The sequence below is a fragment of the Streptomyces sp. BYX5S genome, from assembly GCF_054724165.1.
Genome location: NZ_CM138829.1, coordinates 1,141,362 through 1,159,160, shown reverse-complemented (window position 1 = coordinate 1,159,160; position 17,799 = coordinate 1,141,362). Strand labels below are relative to the sequence as shown.

Sequence of the window (17,799 nt, the reverse complement as noted above, 5' to 3'; positions counted from 1 at the left end):
GTGGTCGCGGTCGGCGCCCCCCCTCTCGCGTGGCGGGGCTCGCGTCGGCGGCCGCCTGTTCGGTGCGTGGTTTGCGCAGTTCCCCGCGCCCCTGAAAGCACGTTCCCGGCGCCCCCGGAAAAGGGATCGGTGGGTCACACTGGGCTCATGGGGGCCGGGCGGGAGTCACGGGTGGAGAAGGACGCGATGACGGTGGAGATCGTCTACGCGTTGGTGAGCGGCATGGTGATCGGCGGTGTCGTGACGCTGGTCGCCGTCGCCATCTGCAAGGTGCCGCTCACGCCGTACGGGGCGGCGCTCGGCGGTCTCGTCGGCCTGGCACACATCGTGCGTGTACTGCGCCGGTTCGACCGGGAGCGCCGCCTGGGCCGGTGAGGTCCCCGCGTACGGGCGCTGTTACTGCGTGAAGCGCTCGCGCAGCGCCGCGCGGCCCTGCTCCGTCAGGCTGCCGTGCAGCCGCATCCGGGCCACGCCGCCGTCAGGGAACGCGTCGAGGCGTACGTGGGTGGCGACGGCCTCCGTCGGGAGCGGGAAGCGGTGCAGCGTGTCGGGCTGGAGCCGGGTGCGCGGGATGATCTCGAACCACTCGCCGGTCTCGCCGTCACGGCCGCTCAGCGCGATCCAGCCCGCCGAGTTGCCCTTCAGGTACGCCGTGTCGATCTCGACGGCGCGGATGGTGCCCTGCGCCGCGAGGCGGAAGCGGACCCAGTCGTTGGTGCCGTGGACGCGGCGGCGGCGGTTCTCCCAGCCGTCGTCCATCTTGCGGGACGTGCCCGGCAGGATGATCTGCGTCGGCGACGAGTAGAACTTGTCGGACGCGTCCTCGTAGGTGCCGCCGTTGAGCACCGAGATCAGGTCGAACGTGCCGAGCAGGTCGAGCCACTCGGGATCGGGGACGACCTCGCCGTGGACGCGGAGGCGGGCTATGCCGCCGTCGGGGTGCTGGCAGACGCGGACGTGCGTGTAGCGGCGCTCCGACGTGATGGTGAAGGCGTTCGCGGCGTGGCCCTTGACCTGGCTCTTCGGGACGATCTCCTCCCACTTCACGTCGTCGGAGAGCAGCTCCTCCGGGCTCGGGGAGCCGGGGACGTTCGTGGCCTGGAGGCTCACCTTCTGCGGGTAGTTGCCGCGGAAGTGCGCGGTGTCGACGATCACGCCGCGGATCACGCCGGGCGCGCCGAGCCGCACGATGGCCCAGTCGTGATCCTCCGGCGCGGGGAACGGGGAGTCCGCGGTCCCCCGCCGCCTGCGGGTCTCCCAGCCGTCCATGACCTTGCCCTTGTGCCCGAAGTGCTCCGGGTCGAAGACGGCCCGCTCGCGCAGCAGCAGGTTCTCGCGCATCGCGAAGAACTCGTCGTTCGCGGCGATGACCCCGGCGCCGAGGCGCCGGTCGGCGAGGTCGACGAGCTCGGTGAAGGCGTCGGCGTCACCGAAGGTGCGGTAGTCGGCGTACGGGTCGCCGCCTCCGTAGGGGGCGGCGTCGTTGGCGTGCGGGTCCTGGTCCTGAGCGGGAGTCGTCTGGGTCATGGCCCCACTGTCGGGCGCGCGCAGCCGACAGGTCCATCGAAAATTTTCGAGGTGGCCTTTCAGTTCTGCTGAACGGTCAGCGCCTCCAGGACCCTGCGCACGGCCGTCCCCTCCTCCGACCCCTTCCGCACCGCGGCCACCACGTGCCGCACGGGGCGGTCCGCGCCGAGCGGGCACATCACGACGCCGTCCCGGCGCGCCGCCGCCATCCGCGGCACCAGCGCGACGCCCATCCCGGCCTCGACCATGGCGAGGATCGCGGTCCAGCCGGCCGCGCTGTGCGCCTGCTCGGGCAGGAACCCGGCGGCCTCGCACGCGTTCGTGGTGATCTCCGACCAGGGCCCGGACCCGCCGAAGATCCACGGCTCACCGGCGAGATCGGCCAGGCGCAGCCCCGGTTCGCCCGCCAGCGGATGCCCGACCGGGAGCGCCACGTCGAGCGGGTCGGCGAGGAGCGGGACCCGGGTGAACTTGGGGTCGCGGGCGGTCGGCGCGTGCGCGGCCAGCGACAGGGCGAGGTCGACGTCACCGGTGGCGAGCAGCTCGTACGCCTCCCCGGCCTCGGCCTCCCGGACGCGGACGGTGATGCCGGGGTGGGTGGAGCGCAGGTGCCGTACGGCGGGGACGACGAGGGCGGGTACGGCGGTGGAGAACGCGGCGACCCGCACGGTGCCCGTCTCGCCGTGCTGCCACTGCGCCAACTCTGCGTCGGCGCGCTCCAGTTGGGCGAAGACGGCCTCGGCGTGCCGGAGTACGAGGTGGGCGGCGTCGGTCAGCCGCACCCGCCGCCCCTGCGCCTCCAGGAGGGGTACGCCGAGCTGCTTGGCGAGGTTGGTGAGCTGCTGCGAGACGGCTGACGGTGTCATGCACAGGGTCTGCGCGGTGGCGGTGACCGTGCCGCACTCCCGCAGGGTGCGCAGGATCACCAGCTTCTTCACGTCCCACCGGTCGGGGCCCGGCACTCGCTTCTCGCCGCTCATACGCCACAACGTAACCGTTGCGCTCAGGGCAGCAGCCGCGGCACCACCCGCACGTAGACCACCATGCCGACGACCTCGACGAGCGTCTGCGCGACGACCACGACCGCGGCGACGGCCAGCGGGTCGGGGAGGGAGAGGGCGAGGGGCAGGACGACGAGGGAGTTGCGGGTGGCGCCGCTGAAGACGACGGCCCGGCCGGAGGCGGTGTCGAGCCTCAGCAGCCGCGCCACGGCACGCCCCGCGAACGCCATCACCAGCAGGAACAGCACGTAGAACGGCACGACGCGCGCCACGTCCCCGAGGTTGTCGTCCAGCTTCGGGAGCTGCGACGCGACGACGGTCAGCAGGGTGGCGGCCATGAGCGGCACCATCGCCGCCCCCATGGCGCCGGACACGCGCCGCCCGGCGGGGCGGCGGGCGGCCCATGCCTGGGTGAGCCAGGCGAGGGCGAGCGGCACGACGATGAGGGTGAGGAACGCCTCGACGAAGGGCCCGGCCTCGACGACGTCACCCAGCCCCGACCCCATGAACAGGTACAGATACCCCGGCAGCAGCACCATCTGCGCGAGCAGCAACAGGGGCGTGGCCGCGAGCAGCCGTTGGCCGGCGGCGCCCGCGAGGCCGCTGAAGACGATCACGTAGTCGACGCACGGGCAGAGCAGCACGAGCAGCACGCCCAGGCGGATCGCCTGGCCGTCGGGCAGGAACGCGAACATCGCGGCGACGACGAGGGGCACGACGAGAAAGTTCACGCCGAGCACGGCACCGAGAAACCGCCCGGCCCGCACCGAACGGACCAGCTCCGCTGCGGGGACCTGGAGGAAGGTGACGTAGAGCAGGGCGGCGAGGACGGGGTTGATGGCGCGTTCGAGACCGCCCCCGACGCCCGGAGCGACACCCCCGACGAGCCCTCCGGCCACCATCGCCCCCAGATACACGGGCACCTGGTGCCGCTCCATCCACTCCGTCACCCTCACGCCCCGACGTTAACGGCTCCCCGGGCCCACGCCGCCGCCGCGTCACAATTAAGCCCCTCCGGCGATTGAGGAGCGGGGTCCGGGGCGGAGCCCCGGGGCGCAGGGTGGTCGGGCGGCTAGTGGAGCTCCCGCAACCACTCCACCAACAACCGGTTGACCTCAACGGGACGTTCCTGCTGAAGCCAATGCCCCGCCCCCTCCAGAACGTGGGACCCCCACAACCCCGGCAACGTCACCGGATACGCGGCGATCGCCTCCGCCAGCCACACCGTCGACGCATCCGCACCACCCCCGACGAAAAGAGACGGCTGCGTGATCGCCGCCCCGTCGTACCGCTCCAGGTCCTCCCAGTCCCGGTCCATGTTCCGGTACCGCGCGAGCGCACCCCACATCCCCGTACGCTCGAACTCCCCCGCGTACACGTCGAGTTCACTCTCGCTCAGCCACCCGGGCCGCCCCCCGGGGAACCGGTCCCGCAGCAGCCCGTCCCGCGCACGGAAGTGCGGGTCGGGCTCGCCGGCCCCCGGCATCGTCCCGGCGGACATCGCGGCGTAGAACCCCCGCAGCCACCCCCGGACGTCCGGCTCGATCTCGGCCTCCGCCCGCCCCGGCTCCTGGAAGTACGAGACGTAGAACTCCTCCTCGCCCCCGGCCATCCCGGCGAACACCTCACTGGGCCGCGGCCCGCCCCGCGGCGCGTACGGCACGCTCAGCAGCCCCACCGCCCGGAAGACGTCCGGCCGGACCAGCGCCGACGTGGCCGCGATGTTGGCGCCCCAGTCGTGGCCGATCACGACCGCCGACTCCGCGCCGAGGGCCCGCACCACGGCGACGTTGTCCTCGACGAGTTCCAGCATCCGGTACGCCGCGACGTCGTCCGGCCGCGACGACCGCCCGTACCCGCGTACGTCGATCGCGACCGCCCGGTACCCGGCGGCGGCGAGCACCGGGAGCTGGTGGCGCCAGGAGTACCAGGACTCCGGGAAGCCGTGCAGGAGCAGGACCAGCGGGCCGGAGCCCTGCTCCACGAGGTGGGTGCGCCCGGCCGGCGACGGCACGAGGCGGTGGATCGGTTCGGACAGCTCGGGCATTGCTTCCTCCAGGTCAAGGGAGTTTCACTGCGCCCTTCGATCCTGCCGCCACGCCCGCCCCGTCCCCGCCTTTGTTGCCGTTCCGGCAAACCGCGCCGACCCGACCGACGCCAGCACCACCCCGCCCAGGATCAACGCCATGCACCCCGCCTGCGCCCACCCCGTCGACTCCCCGAGGACGGCGCCCGACAGCAGCGCCACGCACACCGGCTGGAGGTAGTACACGGCCCCGGCGCGCGCCGCGCCCACCAGCCCGATCGCCTTGTTCCACGCGAAGAAGGCGACGGCCGACGACACCACACCCACGTACAGCAGCGGCCCCACCGTGCCCGCCCGCACCTCGAAACCGCCCTGCACCGCGACGCTCGCCGCGTACACGGGCAGCAGCATCAGCGCGCCCAGCGCGAACGTCGCGAACAGGAAGGCCACACCGCCGAGTTCGCGCGGCTTGCGGCGCAGCAGCGCGCTGTACGAGCCGAAGCAGACGGCCGCCGCGACCACCCACAGGTCACCGGGCGCGAAGTCCGGCGCGAAGGAGCCCTTGCTGACGAGGAGGACGACTCCCGCGCAGGCGATCAGCGTTCCGGCCACCCGGCGCGGCCCGAGCCGCGTCCCGCCGAGCCGTTCCCAGAGCGCCATGACGACCGGCGACGCGGCCATGATCATGCCCATGTTCCCGGCGGAGGTCGTCATCCCGGCCTGGTTGACGAGGGTGTTGTACGTCGCGATGCCGAGCAGCGAGGCCGCCGCCACGAACCCGAAGTGCCGCCGCAGCAGCGCCCGTTGTCGCCACACCGCTCTGATTCCGAACGGTGCCACCGCCACGAGCGCCACGACCCAGCGCCAGAACGCGTGCTGGACCGGCGGCACGCTGTCGTGCAGCCCGCGCGCGGTGACGAAGCTGCCGGACCAGAGGACGGTGGCGAGGGCGGCGAGCGCGAGACCGGCGCCGAGCCCGCCCGCCGATCGGCCGGCGGGGGTGCGGGTACGGGTACGGTCCAGGACTGCCATCGGGGTCGGGGCCTCTCACGCTCGGGTTCGGGTTCACCTGCCCCGCTACCGTCGCAACGCCCCACCCATCACGTCCATCGAAACTTTACGCCGGTTCCTTTAAGGAAAACAGAACGTTTGCTAGCCCTCCAGATACGCGAGGACCGCGAGGACCCGCCGGTTGTCGCTCTCCCCCGGATACAGCCCGAGCTTCGTGAAGATGTTACCGATGTGCTTGGCGACGGCCTTCTCCGTGACGACGAGCGTCTCGGCCACCCCCGCGTTCGACCTGCCCTGCGCGAGCAGCCCGAGCACCTCGCGCTCGCGGCCGGTCAGCGAGCCGAGCCGCTGGTCGCGGACCTTGCGGGCCAGGAGTTTCGACACGACCTCCGGGTCCATCACCGTGCCGCCGCCCGCGACCTGGTGGATGGTGCGCAGGAACTCGGAGCCGTTGGTGACCCGGTCCTTCAGCACGTAGCCGACCGCGCCCGCGCCGTCCGCCAGCAACTCCCGCGCGTACAGCGGCTCCACGTACTGCGAGAGCAGCAGCACGGGGAGCCCCGGTACCTGTTCGCGGGCCGCGAGGGCCGCGCGCAGGCCCTCGTCGCTGAAGTCGGGCGGCAGCCGCACGTCGACGATCGCGACGTCCGGCCGCTCGGCGACGAGGGCCTTGCGCAGTTCGGGTCCGTTGTCCACGGCGGCGACGACCTCGTGCCCGTACGCGCCGAGGAGCCGCACGAGACCGTCCCTCAGCAGGAAGTGGTCTTCGGCGACGACAACGCGCACGGCACCTCCATGGAGATCTGGGTCGGGCCGCCGGCCGGGCTGTTGACGGCGAGGACGCCGTCGAAGGTCGCGAGGCGGCGTTCGATACCGGCGAGGCCACTGCCCCGGGCCGGGTCCGCGCCGCCCCGGCCGTCGTCCGTGACGGCCACGCGCAGGGCCGTGGTCGCCTCGTCGTAGGCGATGTCGATCCACAGCCGCTCGGCCTCCGCGTGCTTGGCCGCGTTGGTGACGGTCTCCGCGATCGCGAAGTAGACCGCGGACTCGACCGGCGGTTCGGGGCGGGCCGGGAGGTCGACGGTGACCTCCGCCGCCAGCGGGCTGAGCAGCGCCAACGACCGTACGGCGTCGGCGAGTCCGCGGTCGGCGAGGACCGGCGGGTGGATGCCGCGGACCAGGTCGCGCAGTTCCTGGAGCGCGGCGGAGGAGGACGCGCGGGCCTCGGCGAGCAGCGCGCGCACGGCCTCCGGGTCGTCGTTCAGACGGTGTTCGGCGGCGTCGAGGGTCATGCCCATCGCGACGAGCCGGGCCTGCGCGCCGTCGTGCAGGTCCCGCTCGATGCGGCGCAGTTCGGCGGCCGAGGTGTCGACGGCGTCGGAGCGGGTCGCGGACAGGTGGGCGATCCGCGCCGCCATCAGCTCCTGCTCGCTGGGGGCGAGCGTGGCGCGGACGAAGCGGGCGTGGCAGTCGACGGTGCCGGGCGCGAGCCACAGCCCGGCCGTGCCGACGGCGAGGCCGAGCAGGCCCGCCATCAGGCCGGTCGGTACGTCCCGGACGGGGACGAACAGGTACCACAGGCCGTCCCAGCCCGCGTCGTGCGCGAGGTAGGAGCCGAAGACGGCGAGGAAGAGGCCCCACAGCCCGTACAGGACGAGCGCGCCCGGCAGGCAGGCGATGAGGCCGCCGACGAAGGAGTACATCGTCGTCCAGCGCCACTCGCGGAACCGCTGGGCGTCCCCGAACACCCAGCGGTAGCGCGCGAGCGGCCCGAAGCGCTCCTTCTCGACGCGGGCGCCCGGCGTCGTCGTCGACTCGACGGCGATGCCGGACCACTCGGCCGCGAGGGCCCGTTCGCGGTCGACGAGGCGGCGCATGCCCGCCGCGGCCCGGGGCAGCAGGCCCGGGATCGGTGTCCACACCGCGATGTGCACCATCGTCGACCAGTGCACCGCCACCATCGACAGCCACCACAGCCGGTGGCACCGCCTGACCGCCTCGACCCGCTTCATGGTCCCAGCTCCCCCGGCTCGGCCTCGGCGACGACGACCTGCCGTCACCGCAATGAGTATCCGGCGAACTCCTCGGGCACGTCGGTGGACTTAACTCCCCCATCCGCCGCCCCGTCCGCCTCCGCGTCCTGGGCCCACGCCGCGTATCCGTCGGGCCGCACCAGGAGTGCGGTGCGCCGCTCGCTCGCCCAGTGCGCGACCCGCAGGCCGTTCACCTTGTCCGGGGAGCCCTGCGGCAGGATCAGGACGAACTCGCCCGCGCGCAGGGCCTCGTAGAGCCGGCCGCCGCCCTGGAGCGCGATGTCGGGGACGCGGCGGCCGACGAGCGGGTGGGCGCCCCTGGGGGCGGGGTAGCGGAAGCCGATGCCGGTGATCTGGCCGACCACGCGGCCGCGGGCGGGCCGGGCGCGGGTCACGGTGGTGGCGAGGACCGAGCGGGCCGCCAGCGTCCAGGGGCGCTTGGCCATCGCGAGGCGGACCAGGCCGCCGCTGCTGCGCAGCACGGCCCTGCCGACGGGGTGGCGTTCGGCCTCGTACGTGTCGAGGAGGTCCTGCGTGGCGCGGCCGGACAGCACCGCCGCCAGCTTCCAGCCGAGGTTGGCCGCGTCCTGCATGCCCGTGTTCATGCCCTGGCCGCCCGCGGGCGTGTGCACGTGCGCGGCGTCCCCGGCCAGCAGCACCCGGCCGACGCGGTACGAGGGGGCCTGGCGTTCGTCGCTGTGGAAGCGGGACATCCAGCGGGCGTCGTGCATCCCGTAGTCCTGGCCGAGGGCGAGCCGCGCGGTCTCCTTGATCTCTTCGAGGTCGAGCGGGGCGTCGTCGGGCACGTTGTGCGCGCGGTTCCAGGCGATCACCCGGTAGTAGCCGTCGCCGAACGGGGCGATGAAGGCGAAGGCGTCGCCGGCCGTGTTCACGGTGAGCACGTTGTCCGGCTGCTCGGCGAGGCGTACGTCGGCGAGGACGACGGAGCGGATCACGGACTTGCCGGGGAACGACAGCCCCACCGCCGCGCGCACGACGCTGCGCATCCCGTCCGTGCCCACGACGTACGCCGCCCGCAGGTCCCGCGTCTCCCCCTGTGTACGTACCTGGAGCGTGACGCCGTCCGCGTCCTGCGTCAGGCCCGTCACCTCGGTCTCGTACGCGAAGGTGACGCCGGACTCGACGGCGCGGCGCTCCAGGAGCTTCTCGACCTCGTACTGCGGGACGACGAGGAGGTGGTTGAACCGGGAGGGGAGTTCGGCGAGTTCGAGGTAGAGGCTGCCGAACAGGCGCAGCCGCTGGAGCTGTTGGCCCTTCGCCTCCAGCTCGTCCGCCAGGCCCCGCGCGTCGAGCTGTTCCAGCGTGCGGGCGTGCACGGCGAAGGCGCGGGAGAGGTTGCTGATCTGGTGGGAGCGCTTTTCGACGAGGGTGACGGGGATCCCCGCCGCCGCGAGGTCACCGGCGAGCAGCAGGCCGGTCGGGCCCGCGCCGACGACGATCGCCGCGCCGGTGGTGTGCGGTGAGCCAGAGGTGGTCATGTGGCCTCCAGAAGCCGTGACGCCCGGATCGACCCGCCCATCCTGCCCGCACGAACGCGTCGAGGGCACCCGTCGCGTTCAACGCGACGGGTGCCCTCGACGGGAAACCGTTGGTGAGGTGGAGCCTCAGCCCTGCTTCTGCTGCTTGCGGGACTTGTCGCCCAGCATCACCAGTCCGGCGATGACCAGGAACAGGACGATCGGCGTCACCACGTAGAGGCCGAGCGTCTCGATCACGCTCAGGCCGGTACCCGGGTCGTCGCCGTCGTCGCGCGTGAGCGCGAGCGCGGGGGACGACATCAGCAGCATCATCAGCGTCGTACCGGAGGCCAGGGCGCCGGCGCGCAGGGCGTTCTTCTTGTCCACGAGCCCAACGTAGCGAACGCCTAAACGGGGCGCGCGTCCGGGGGGCCTGTAAGGGGCATTCGCCCGGCCTCGTCCGGTGTCCCGTCCGGTGCCGGGGCCGCTGCCGGGCCGCGGTCCGCGAACACCTGGAGCAGGGCGTGCGCGCGGGGTGAGGCGGCCAGGTCCTCCAGGGTGACGGGGCGGCCCTCGGCGTCGGCGACGGGCAGCCGCCAGTTCGGGTACTCGGTCCAGGTGCCCGGCAGGTTCTGCGGGCGCCGGTCGCCCACCAGGTCGGGCAGCCACACCCCGGTCATCCGGGCGGGCGTGCTCAGCAGGAACCGGTGGACGGCCCGCACGGCCTCCTCCTCGTCCTGGGTGCCGCCGCCCGCGAGCAGGCCGGTGCGGGCGAACAGGGCGAGCCAGTCGGCGACCTCCGCCGCCGCCTCGGCCGCGCTCGCCGTGGACAGCCCGAGCCGCTCGCGCAGCCGGACGTCGTCGCCGGTCAGGCGGGAGGCGGTGGGCGGCAGGTCGTGGGTGGTGGCGGTGGCGACGCAGTCGGTGCGCCAGTCCGCGGCGGGGACGGGCCGCCCGTCGCCCTCCCAGTCCCGCTCGAACCAGAGCACGGACGTGCCGAGCACCCCGTGCTCGCGCAGCGTCTCGCGCACACCGGGCTCGACGGTGCCGAGGTCCTCCCCGATGACGCACGTGTCCGAGCGCGCGGCCTCCAGGAGCAGCACGGCGAGCATGGCCTCGGCGTCGTAGTGGACGTAGGCGCCCTCGGTAGGCGGGCCGCCTTCCGGGATCCACCAGAGCCGGAACAGGCCCATCACGTGGTCGATGCGGACGGCGCCCGCGTGCCGCATCACGCCGCGCAGCAGGTCGCGGAAGGGCGCGTAGCCGGTCTCGGCGAGCCGGTCGGGGCGCCAGGGCGGCAGGCCCCAGTCCTGGCCGCGCGCGTTGAACGCGTCCGGGGGCGCGCCCACGCTCATGCCCTGCGCGAAGACGTCGCGCTGCGCCCAGGCGTCGGCGCCGCCGGGGTGCACGCCGACGGCGAGGTCGTGGACGAGCCCGATCGGCATGCCGGCCTCGCGGGCCGCGCGCTGGGCGGCGGCGAGCTGTCCGTCGGTGAGCCAGGCGAGGCGACAGTGGAAGTCGACGCGGTCCATCGCCTCGCGGCGGGCGTGCGCGGTCTCGGCGGAGCGCGGGTCCTGGAGGGCGGCCGGCCAGGTGTGCCAGTCGGGCCCGTACCGCTCGGCGAGCGTGTTGTACGTGGCGTGGTCCTCCAGGGCCGTGCCCTGTTCGGCGAGGAAGTCGCAGTAGGAGGCGCGGCGGCCGGGGGTGAGCGGCACCTCGTGGACCGCCTCCAGCGCGGCCCGCTTCAGCGCCCACACGGCGTCGCGGTCGATGAGCCCGCCCCCGCCGAGCACCGCGTCGCGCAGCCGGGCCGCCTCGCGGGCGTGTCCGGGCACGTACGCGTACTCGGGGACGTCCTCGACGCGCAGGTGCACGGGGTCGGGGAAGCGGCGCGAGGAGGGGCGGTACGGGGACGGGTCGGTGCCGCCGTCCGGGCCCGCGGGCACTGCGGCGTGCAACGGGTTGACCTGGAGGAAGCCGGTGCCGTGCGCGCGGGCCGACCAGGACGCCAGGTCGGCGAGGTCCGCGAGGTCGCCCATGCCCCAGGAGCGGGTGGACAGCAGCGAGTACAGCTGGACCAGGAGGCCGTGGGTGCGGGTGGCCGGGACCGGGGCCCGGCGCGGGGCGGCGATCAGGTGGGCGGTCGACGTGCTGCCGTCGGGGGCCCGGACCGTGAGCGTGTGCTGCCCCTGGGGCGGGCTCTGCGGGGCGCCCGCGGGCGGGGGGTGCTCCCAGCCGCCCGCCGGTCCGTCCGGCACGGTCAGTCGCGTGCCCTCGGGCAGCGCGTCCACCCACGCGGGGCGCGGGCCGCCCAGCCACCAGACCACGGTCGGCGGCAGCGGCCTGCGCGCCCGCTCCGCCTCCCGCTCGGCGAGCGCGGCCCGGATCGCCCCGGGCGTGGTCGCGTCCACGCCGAACGCGGTGAGCGCCGCCGTGACGGCCGCGTCCGAGGCGTGGACGGTGCGGCCCGGGGCCGGAGAGTAGGAGGTGGCCACTCCGTACAGCGCGGCGAGCCGGGCCAGGGTCATGGGCTCAGCCCGCGGCGAGGCCGGTCGGGGTGGGCTCGGAGGTGAGCGGCGCCTCGTCGGTCATGGGCGGCTCGGAAGTCAGGGGGGCGTAGTCCGCGAAGGCGGGCTCGCTGGTGAGGGGCGCTTCGAAGGAGCAGGTGCTGGTGACGTCGGCGTCGTCGAGCATGCTGAGGTCCGCCTGTTTGGAGAGAGCCGAGAGCAGAAGGTGCGCTGATGCGGCCACGAGGGCCTCCTTCGTCGTAAGGCATCGGGAGTCGGGAGCCCTACCCAGAAGGCACGGCCGCAGACCTTTTCCGTGGTGCAACGTGTTGCTGGTCACATTGTGTACGACGAAAGGAAATTGGCCAGAGTGCCGAACACGCCGTAAATACTCCCGTCCCACCAGGGAACTCACGGGTGCGGCCGGTTCCCTCCCCTTGACCGCGTCACGCCTTCTATCCTTGTGCCCCTTGAATCAGGTTCGACCACATGAGGAGTACGCCGTGCAGTTCCGGCGCAGGAAGAGGGCGGCCGCCCTCGCGGCGGCCGTCATCGCCGGAACGCTGAGCGGGGCCACCGGAGCCGTGGCCGCCCCGACGCCGGGGACGACGACCGGGGACGAGAAGCCGGACGTGCGGCTGCCCGCGGTGTGGCCGCGGCCGCAGTCCCTCAAGGCGTCCGACGAGACGGACGGGGTCACGGTCCCCGACGTGGTGACGCTGGTGGCGCCGCCGGGCTCCGACGGGTACGCCGTGGACGCGCTGCGCCAGGCGCTTCAGGGCGCCGGGGCCCAGCGCGTCGAGCAGGTGCGCTCCGAGACCGACGTGCCCCGTGACGCGCGGCTCGTCGTGCGGATCGGCACCGAGTCCCCGCGGGCCGGGGCCGGCGCGGGCGACTTCCGCCCCGGCTCCCGCGCGGGCCGGTCGGAGCCCAAGGGCGGCCCGCTGGACTCGGCGCTGCGCGGCATGGGCGCCAGCGCGCGCGGCGATCTGCCGTCCGGCGGCTACCGGCTGGCCGTGGGGCGCGCGGCGGGTCGGCCGACCGTCGCCATCGAGGGCATCGGGGACGACGGGCTGTTCCACGCGGCGCAGACGTTCCGGCAGCTGATCGACGGGCGGACGGTCGCGGGCGTCGTCGTACGGGACTGGCCGGGCACGGTGGTGCGCGGTCTGACGGAGGGTTTCTACGGCACTCCGTGGACGACGGAGCAGCGTCTGGAGCAGCTCGACTTCATGGGCCGCACCAAGCAGAACCGGTACCTGTACGCGCCGGGCGACGACCTGTACCGCCAGGCCCGCTGGCGCGAGCCGTACCCGGCCGCGCAGCGCGCCGACTTCCGGGAGCTGGCCGAGCGGGCCCGCGCCAACCATGTGACGCTCGGCTGGGCGGTCGCTCCCGGGCAGGCGATGTGCATGTCGTCGCCGGACGACATCAAGGCCCTCAACCGCAAGCTGGACGCGATGTGGGCGCTCGGGGTGCGGGCCTTCCAGCTCCAGTTCCAGGACGTGTCGTACAGCGAGTGGCACTGCGCGGCGGACGCGCGGGAGTTCGGCTCGGGTCCGGACGCCGCGGCGAAGGCGCAGGCGAAGGTCGCGAACGCGGTGGCGAAGCACCTGGCCGAGCGGCACCCCGGCGCCGGGCCGCTGTCGCTGATGCCGACCGAGTACTACCAGGACGGCAGGACGGAGTACCGCTCGGCGCTGGCCCGCGACCTGGACGACGCGGTGGAGGTCGCGTGGACGGGTGTCGGCGTGGTGCCGCGCACGATCACCGGTGGTGAACTGGCGGGGGTGCAGAGCGCGTTCGGCGGCGGCCACCGACTCCTCACGATGGACAACTACCCGGTCAACGACTACGCGCAGGACCGTATCTTCCTCGGCCCGTACACGGGCCGGGAGCCGGCGGTGGCCTCGGGTTCGGCGGCCGTCCTGGCGACGGCGGCGGAGCAGCCGGAGGCCTCCCGCATCCCGCTGTTCACGACCGCGGACTACGCCTGGAACCCGCGCGACTACCGGGCGCAGGAGTCCTGGCGGGCCGCGATCGACGACCTGGCGGACGGCGACGCGCGGACGGAGGCCGCGCTGACGGCGCTGGCGGGCAACGACGCGTCGTCGGTACTCGGCGCGGACGAGTCGGCGTATCTGAAGCCCCTGCTGTCGGCGTTCTGGAAGGCGCGTACGACGAAGGACGCGGCGGTCAACAAGAAGGCGGCGGCCGCCCTGCGGGACGCGTTCACGCAGATGCGCCGCACCCCGTCGGACCTCGACGGCACGTCCCTCGACGCCGAAGTGCGGCCCTGGGCGGACAAGTTGGGCCGGTACGGGCAGGCGGGCGAGGCCGCGGTCGACATGCTGGAGGCGGCGGGCCGCGGCGACAAGGCGGCGGCGTGGAAGGCGGCGCGCCGCCTGGCGGACCTCCGCGACGAGCTGGAGAAGTCGCACGTCACGGTCGGCAAGGGGGTCCTCGCCCCGTTCCTGAAGCGGGCGGCGACGGAGTTCGCGTCCTGGTCGGGCACGGACCGGGACGACGCGGCGAAGGGCACGACGGCCGAACTCCCGCGCACCCGCGCCCTGTCCACGGTCACGGTCCTCGCCGACCCGGGCACGGCGGGCACGGTGGAGGTCCACGTGCCCGGTGAGGGCTGGCAGCGGATCGGCACGCTCGCGGCGGGCGGCTTCACGGAACTCGCGGCGAAGAACACGCGGGCGGACGCGGTACGGGTACGGGGCGCGGACGCCGACGCGGTCGCCCACGTCGTCCCCTGGTACGCGGACTCCCCCTCGGCCTCCCTGTCGCTGGCCCGCACGGAGACCGACGCGGAGATCGGCGGCGGCGCACGGGAGTTGACGGCGCATCTGACGGCGCGGCAGCCGGAGGACGTCCGGGGCAGCCTGACGGCGAAGGCCCCGCACGGCATCAAGGTCGAGGTGCCGCACCGCTCCGAACTCCCGCGCGGCACGAAGGTGGACGTGCCGGTGAAGGTGACGGTCCCGTCGTCCACCCCCGCGGGCACGTACGACGTGACCCTCCGCTTCGGCGACGAGACCCGCACCCTCGCGGTCCGCGCCTATCCGCGCACGGCGGGCCCCGACCTGGCCCGCTCCGGCACGGCCTCCTCCTCGGCGGACGAGACCCCCGACTTCCCGGCCGCCGACGCCAACGACGGCAGGTCGGCGACGCGTTGGTCCTCCCCCGCCAAGAACGGCGAGTGGTGGCAGGTGAAGCTCACCGAACCCACCCGCCTCGGCCTGGTCACCCTCCACTGGCAGGACGCCTACGCCGAGCACTACCGCATCCAGACGTCGAGCGACGGCCGCACCTGGCGCACGGCGGCGACCGTCCGCGACGGCCAGGGCGGCCGCGAGTCCGTCCGCATGGACGCGAAGGACGTCCGCTTCATCCGCGTCGTGGGCGACAAGAGGGCCACGCAGTACGGGTTCTCGTTGTGGTCGGTGGGGGCGTACGGGGTGGCGGGGGACGACCGGGACTGACCCCTCCGGGCGGGGCGGCAAACGGAATCCGGACCACTACTTGTCCCGCCCCGCACTTCACTATGTACTCGATACATATACGCCGTACATACTGAGCCCATGAGCACCCGCCATGTCCTGCTGGGGCTGCTCGCCGACGGTCCACGGCACGGCTACGACCTCAAGCGACGGCACGACGAACGCTTCCCGCAGGCCCGCCCCCTCGCCTACGCGCAGGTCTACACGACCCTGCAACGACTGGTCCGCGACCACCTGGTGGAGGTCGAGGGCACCGACTCCGACGGCGGCCCCGAGCGCACTCTCTACCGGTCGACGGACCGGGGCAGAAGCGAACTCCTGGGCTGGGCCGGGGAGATCACCCCGCCCGCGCCGCACGTCGCCAACGAGATCTTCGCCAAGGTCGTCGTCTCCATCCTGGTCGCCGACCAGGGCGCGGACCCCGCCGCCCATCTGCTGCGCCAGCGGGCCGCGCACATGGCCCGGATGCGCGAACTCACCGCCGTGAAGAGCGATCCGGCCGCCGACCTCACCACCGTTCTCTCCGCCGACTACGCCCTCGTCCACCTCGACGCCGACCTGCGCTGGATGACCACCACCGCGGCCCGGCTCGCCACCCTGACCGCGGAGGTCACCGCAGCATGAGCACACTTCTCACCGCCGAGGGGCTCACCAAGTCCTACGGCAGAACACCCGCGCTCCGCGGCGCCGGTGTCGACGTCCGGCCCGGAGAGATCCTCGCCGTCACGGGCGCCAGCGGCAGCGGGAAGTCGACGCTGCTGCACTGCATGGCCGGCATCGTGCGCCCCGACCAGGGGTCGGTGACGTACGGCGGCGAGCGGCTCGACCGTTTCGACGAGGAGCGGCTCAGCGAGCTGCGCCGTACCGAGTTCGGCATCGTCTTCCAGTTCGGCCAGCTCATACCGGAGTTGAACGCCGTCGACAACGTCGCCCTGCCCCTGCTGCTCGCGGGCCGGCCGCGCGCGGCGGCGCGCGCCGAGGCGGACGCGTGGCTGGACCGGTTCGGCGTCCGCGACAAGGGCGACGCGCGGCTCGGCGAGATGAGCGGTGGACAGAGCCAACGCGTGGCGCTCGCACGCGCGTTGGTGACCGGTCCGCGGATCGTCTTCGCCGACGAGCCGACCGGCGCCCTCGACTCGCTCGCCACCGAACAGGTCCTCACATCGCTCGTCCACGCGTCCCGGGAGACGCACACGGCCGTGGTCCTGGTGACGCACGAGGCACAGGTGGCGGCCTACGCGGACCGGGAGGTGTGCCTGCGCGACGGGGAAGTGCAGGAGACCTCCGTGCCCGCCGTGGCGGTGACCCGGTGAGCGTTTCCTCCGATCTGCGTCTCGCCTGGCTGCTGACCCGCGGCGCGGACCGCCTGGAGCGGCGGCGGGCGGCGTTCACGGCGCTCGGCGCGGCCGCGGCGACGGGGTTCGCGTGCGCGGCCGTGGCCCTCGCGAGCGTCCGCGGCCAGGTCTGGTTTCCCTATGGGAACGGCCTGTTAGACCGGCCGGGCACGCGGCAGGGGGTCGTCGCCGGTCTGTTCCTGCTCCTCGTCCCGGTGCTCGGTTTCCTCGGGCAGTGCGCCCGGATCGGCGCGGTCCACCGCGACCGGCGGCTCGCCGGGCTGCGGCTCTCCGGGGCGGGCCCGAGGCAGGTGCGGCGGATCGCGGCCCTGGAAGCGGGGCTCGCGTGCCTGGCGGGGTCGCTCGCCGGGTTCGTGGTGTTCGCCGTCGCCGGGCTGAACCTGGGCCGGGCGGCCGACCCCCTGGCGTGGGCGGGCGCCGTCGGCGTGGTGCTCGCGGTGCCCGTACTGGGCGTCCTGGTGAGCGCGGTGGCCCTGCGCCGGATCATCGCCTCGCCGCTGGGTCACGTACGGCGGCAGCGGGCGGAGCGGGGGCCGGGACTCGTCGTCGGGCTGCTGCTGCCGGTCCTGCTCGTCGCGCTCGGAGCGGGTCTGGTGCTGTCCCGCGCGAGCTTCGGCTCCCTCTCCTCGCTGCCGCTGTTCGTCGTCGGCGCCGTCGTCCTGAGCGGGGCGGGCGCCGTCTGGGTCGCGGGGACGTCCGCCCGGATCGTCGGACGGCGGCTCGCCCCGCGCACCGAACGACCCGCGGTACTGCTCGCCGCGCACCGGTTGCAGGAGGACGCGTGGTCGGCGGCCCGCAGCCACGCGGCCGTCATCCTGGTCACCGTCGTCGGCGTCGGCCTGGCCGGGATCCGGGAGATCCTGCTCGGTCAGGTGGCGGCGAACGCGGCCGAGACCGGCGAGCCCCAGAACGTCGGCTACTACGCGTACGGACTGAACCTCACCGCCGTCGCCGTCCTGATCGCCCTGCTGATCAGCCTGTCGGCGCTCGCCGTCGGCACCGGCGAGTCCCTGGCCTCGCGCCGCCGGGCGCTCGCCGCGCAGGTCGCGACCGGGGTGCCGCGCCGGACCCTGACCAGGTCGCTGCTCCTGGAGACGGGGCTTCCGCTGGCACCTGCTCTCGTCCTGGCGACCGTCGGCGGAACGGCGGTCCACACGGCGTACGCCACGCTCACGCACCGGCCCGTCCCCTGGGCGCTGCCGCTCCTCGTCCCGGTCGGCGTCCTCGCCGCCTGTCTGCTGGCGGCGGCCCTGGCCCTGCCGCTGCTGCGCCGCTCGGCCGACCCGGCGCACCTCAGGGTGGCGTGACGGCACCGGACACGGAGAACGGGGGCGCGGGAGGTTCCTCCCGCG

At 73.9% G+C, this 17,799-nt stretch carries 16 protein-coding genes; 5 read left to right on the top strand and 11 right to left on the bottom strand.

Translation table 11 applies throughout. The features are described from left to right. The first annotated feature begins 147 nt into the window (after window positions 1-147). The gene (locus ACYBSK_RS05215) at window positions 148-375 is read left to right on the top strand and encodes a DUF6332 family protein (RefSeq protein WP_457475653.1); all 228 of its coding nucleotides are present in this window, start codon (window positions 148-150) and stop codon (window positions 373-375) included. Window positions 376-396: 21 nt separating this feature from the next. Here the strand turns inward: ACYBSK_RS05215 and alc are convergent, their stop codons facing one another. The 11 genes from alc to ACYBSK_RS05160 all read right to left on the bottom strand — a co-directional run bounded on the left by alc (window position 397) and on the right by ACYBSK_RS05160 (window position 11,827). Then, window positions 397-1,527, bottom strand: a complete 1,131-nt coding sequence (gene alc / locus ACYBSK_RS05210; protein ID WP_460245319.1) for an allantoicase — start codon at window positions 1,525-1,527, stop codon at window positions 397-399. A 59-nt stretch (window positions 1,528-1,586) separates the two neighbouring features. Then, window positions 1,587-2,507 carry a LysR family transcriptional regulator gene (locus tag ACYBSK_RS05205; protein ID WP_460245318.1) on the bottom strand — a complete coding sequence of 307 codons (921 nt, stop codon included), beginning with the start codon at window positions 2,505-2,507 and terminating at the stop codon, window positions 1,587-1,589. Window positions 2,508-2,530: 23 nt separating this feature from the next. Beyond that, window positions 2,531-3,466, bottom strand: coding sequence for an arsenic resistance protein (locus ACYBSK_RS05200; protein ID WP_460246965.1), 936 nt, complete (start codon window positions 3,464-3,466; stop codon window positions 2,531-2,533). A gap of 134 nt (window positions 3,467-3,600) precedes the next feature. Next, the gene (locus tag ACYBSK_RS05195) at window positions 3,601-4,575 is read right to left on the bottom strand and encodes an alpha/beta fold hydrolase (RefSeq protein WP_460245317.1); all 975 of its coding nucleotides are present in this window, start codon (window positions 4,573-4,575) and stop codon (window positions 3,601-3,603) included. Between the two features lie 24 nt (window positions 4,576-4,599). After that, entirely contained in the window at window positions 4,600-5,586 is a 987-nt protein-coding gene (locus tag ACYBSK_RS05190) for a DMT family transporter (protein WP_460245316.1), read from the bottom strand. Window positions 5,587-5,706: 120 nt separating this feature from the next. After that, a complete protein-coding gene (locus tag ACYBSK_RS05185; protein WP_457475648.1) occupies window positions 5,707-6,351 on the bottom strand; it encodes a response regulator in 645 nt (214 codons plus the stop codon). Further along, a complete protein-coding gene (locus ACYBSK_RS05180; RefSeq protein WP_460245315.1) occupies window positions 6,315-7,577 on the bottom strand; it encodes a sensor histidine kinase in 1,263 nt (420 codons plus the stop codon). Before ACYBSK_RS05180 ends, ACYBSK_RS05185 begins: the two co-directional genes overlap by 37 nt. A 44-nt stretch (window positions 7,578-7,621) precedes the next feature. Then, window positions 7,622-9,097, bottom strand: coding sequence for an FAD-dependent monooxygenase (locus ACYBSK_RS05175; RefSeq protein WP_460245314.1), 1,476 nt, complete (start codon window positions 9,095-9,097; stop codon window positions 7,622-7,624). Between the two features lie 126 nt (window positions 9,098-9,223). Continuing rightward, on the bottom strand, window positions 9,224-9,463 hold the full coding sequence (locus ACYBSK_RS05170; protein WP_457475645.1) for a hypothetical protein: 240 nt from the start codon (window positions 9,461-9,463) through the stop codon (window positions 9,224-9,226). Window positions 9,464-9,483: 20 nt separating this feature from the next. Beyond that, window positions 9,484-11,604, bottom strand: coding sequence for a 4-alpha-glucanotransferase (gene malQ, locus ACYBSK_RS05165; protein WP_460245313.1), 2,121 nt, complete (start codon window positions 11,602-11,604; stop codon window positions 9,484-9,486). Between the two features lie 4 nt (window positions 11,605-11,608). After that, window positions 11,609-11,827 (bottom strand): hypothetical protein, encoded by a 219-nt coding sequence (locus ACYBSK_RS05160; RefSeq protein ID WP_457475643.1) that lies wholly within the window; start codon window positions 11,825-11,827, stop codon window positions 11,609-11,611. A 259-nt stretch (window positions 11,828-12,086) separates the two neighbouring features. Between ACYBSK_RS05160 and ACYBSK_RS05155 the strand changes: the two genes are divergently transcribed. From ACYBSK_RS05155 to ACYBSK_RS05140, 4 genes are all read left to right on the top strand, one after another. Beyond that, window positions 12,087-15,074, top strand: a complete 2,988-nt coding sequence (locus ACYBSK_RS05155) for a beta-N-acetylglucosaminidase domain-containing protein (protein WP_460245312.1) — start codon at window positions 12,087-12,089, stop codon at window positions 15,072-15,074. 99 nt (window positions 15,075-15,173) lie between these two features. Continuing rightward, window positions 15,174-15,716 carry a PadR family transcriptional regulator gene (locus ACYBSK_RS05150; RefSeq protein WP_457475641.1) on the top strand — a complete coding sequence of 181 codons (543 nt, stop codon included), beginning with the start codon at window positions 15,174-15,176 and terminating at the stop codon, window positions 15,714-15,716. After that, window positions 15,713-16,405, top strand: coding sequence for an ABC transporter ATP-binding protein (locus tag ACYBSK_RS05145; protein WP_460245311.1), 693 nt, complete (start codon window positions 15,713-15,715; stop codon window positions 16,403-16,405). Before ACYBSK_RS05150 ends, ACYBSK_RS05145 begins: the two co-directional genes overlap by 4 nt. After that, window positions 16,402-17,754, top strand: coding sequence for an FtsX-like permease family protein (locus ACYBSK_RS05140; RefSeq protein ID WP_460245310.1), 1,353 nt, complete (start codon window positions 16,402-16,404; stop codon window positions 17,752-17,754). Before ACYBSK_RS05145 ends, ACYBSK_RS05140 begins: the two co-directional genes overlap by 4 nt. Window positions 17,755-17,799: the final 45 nt, after the last annotated feature.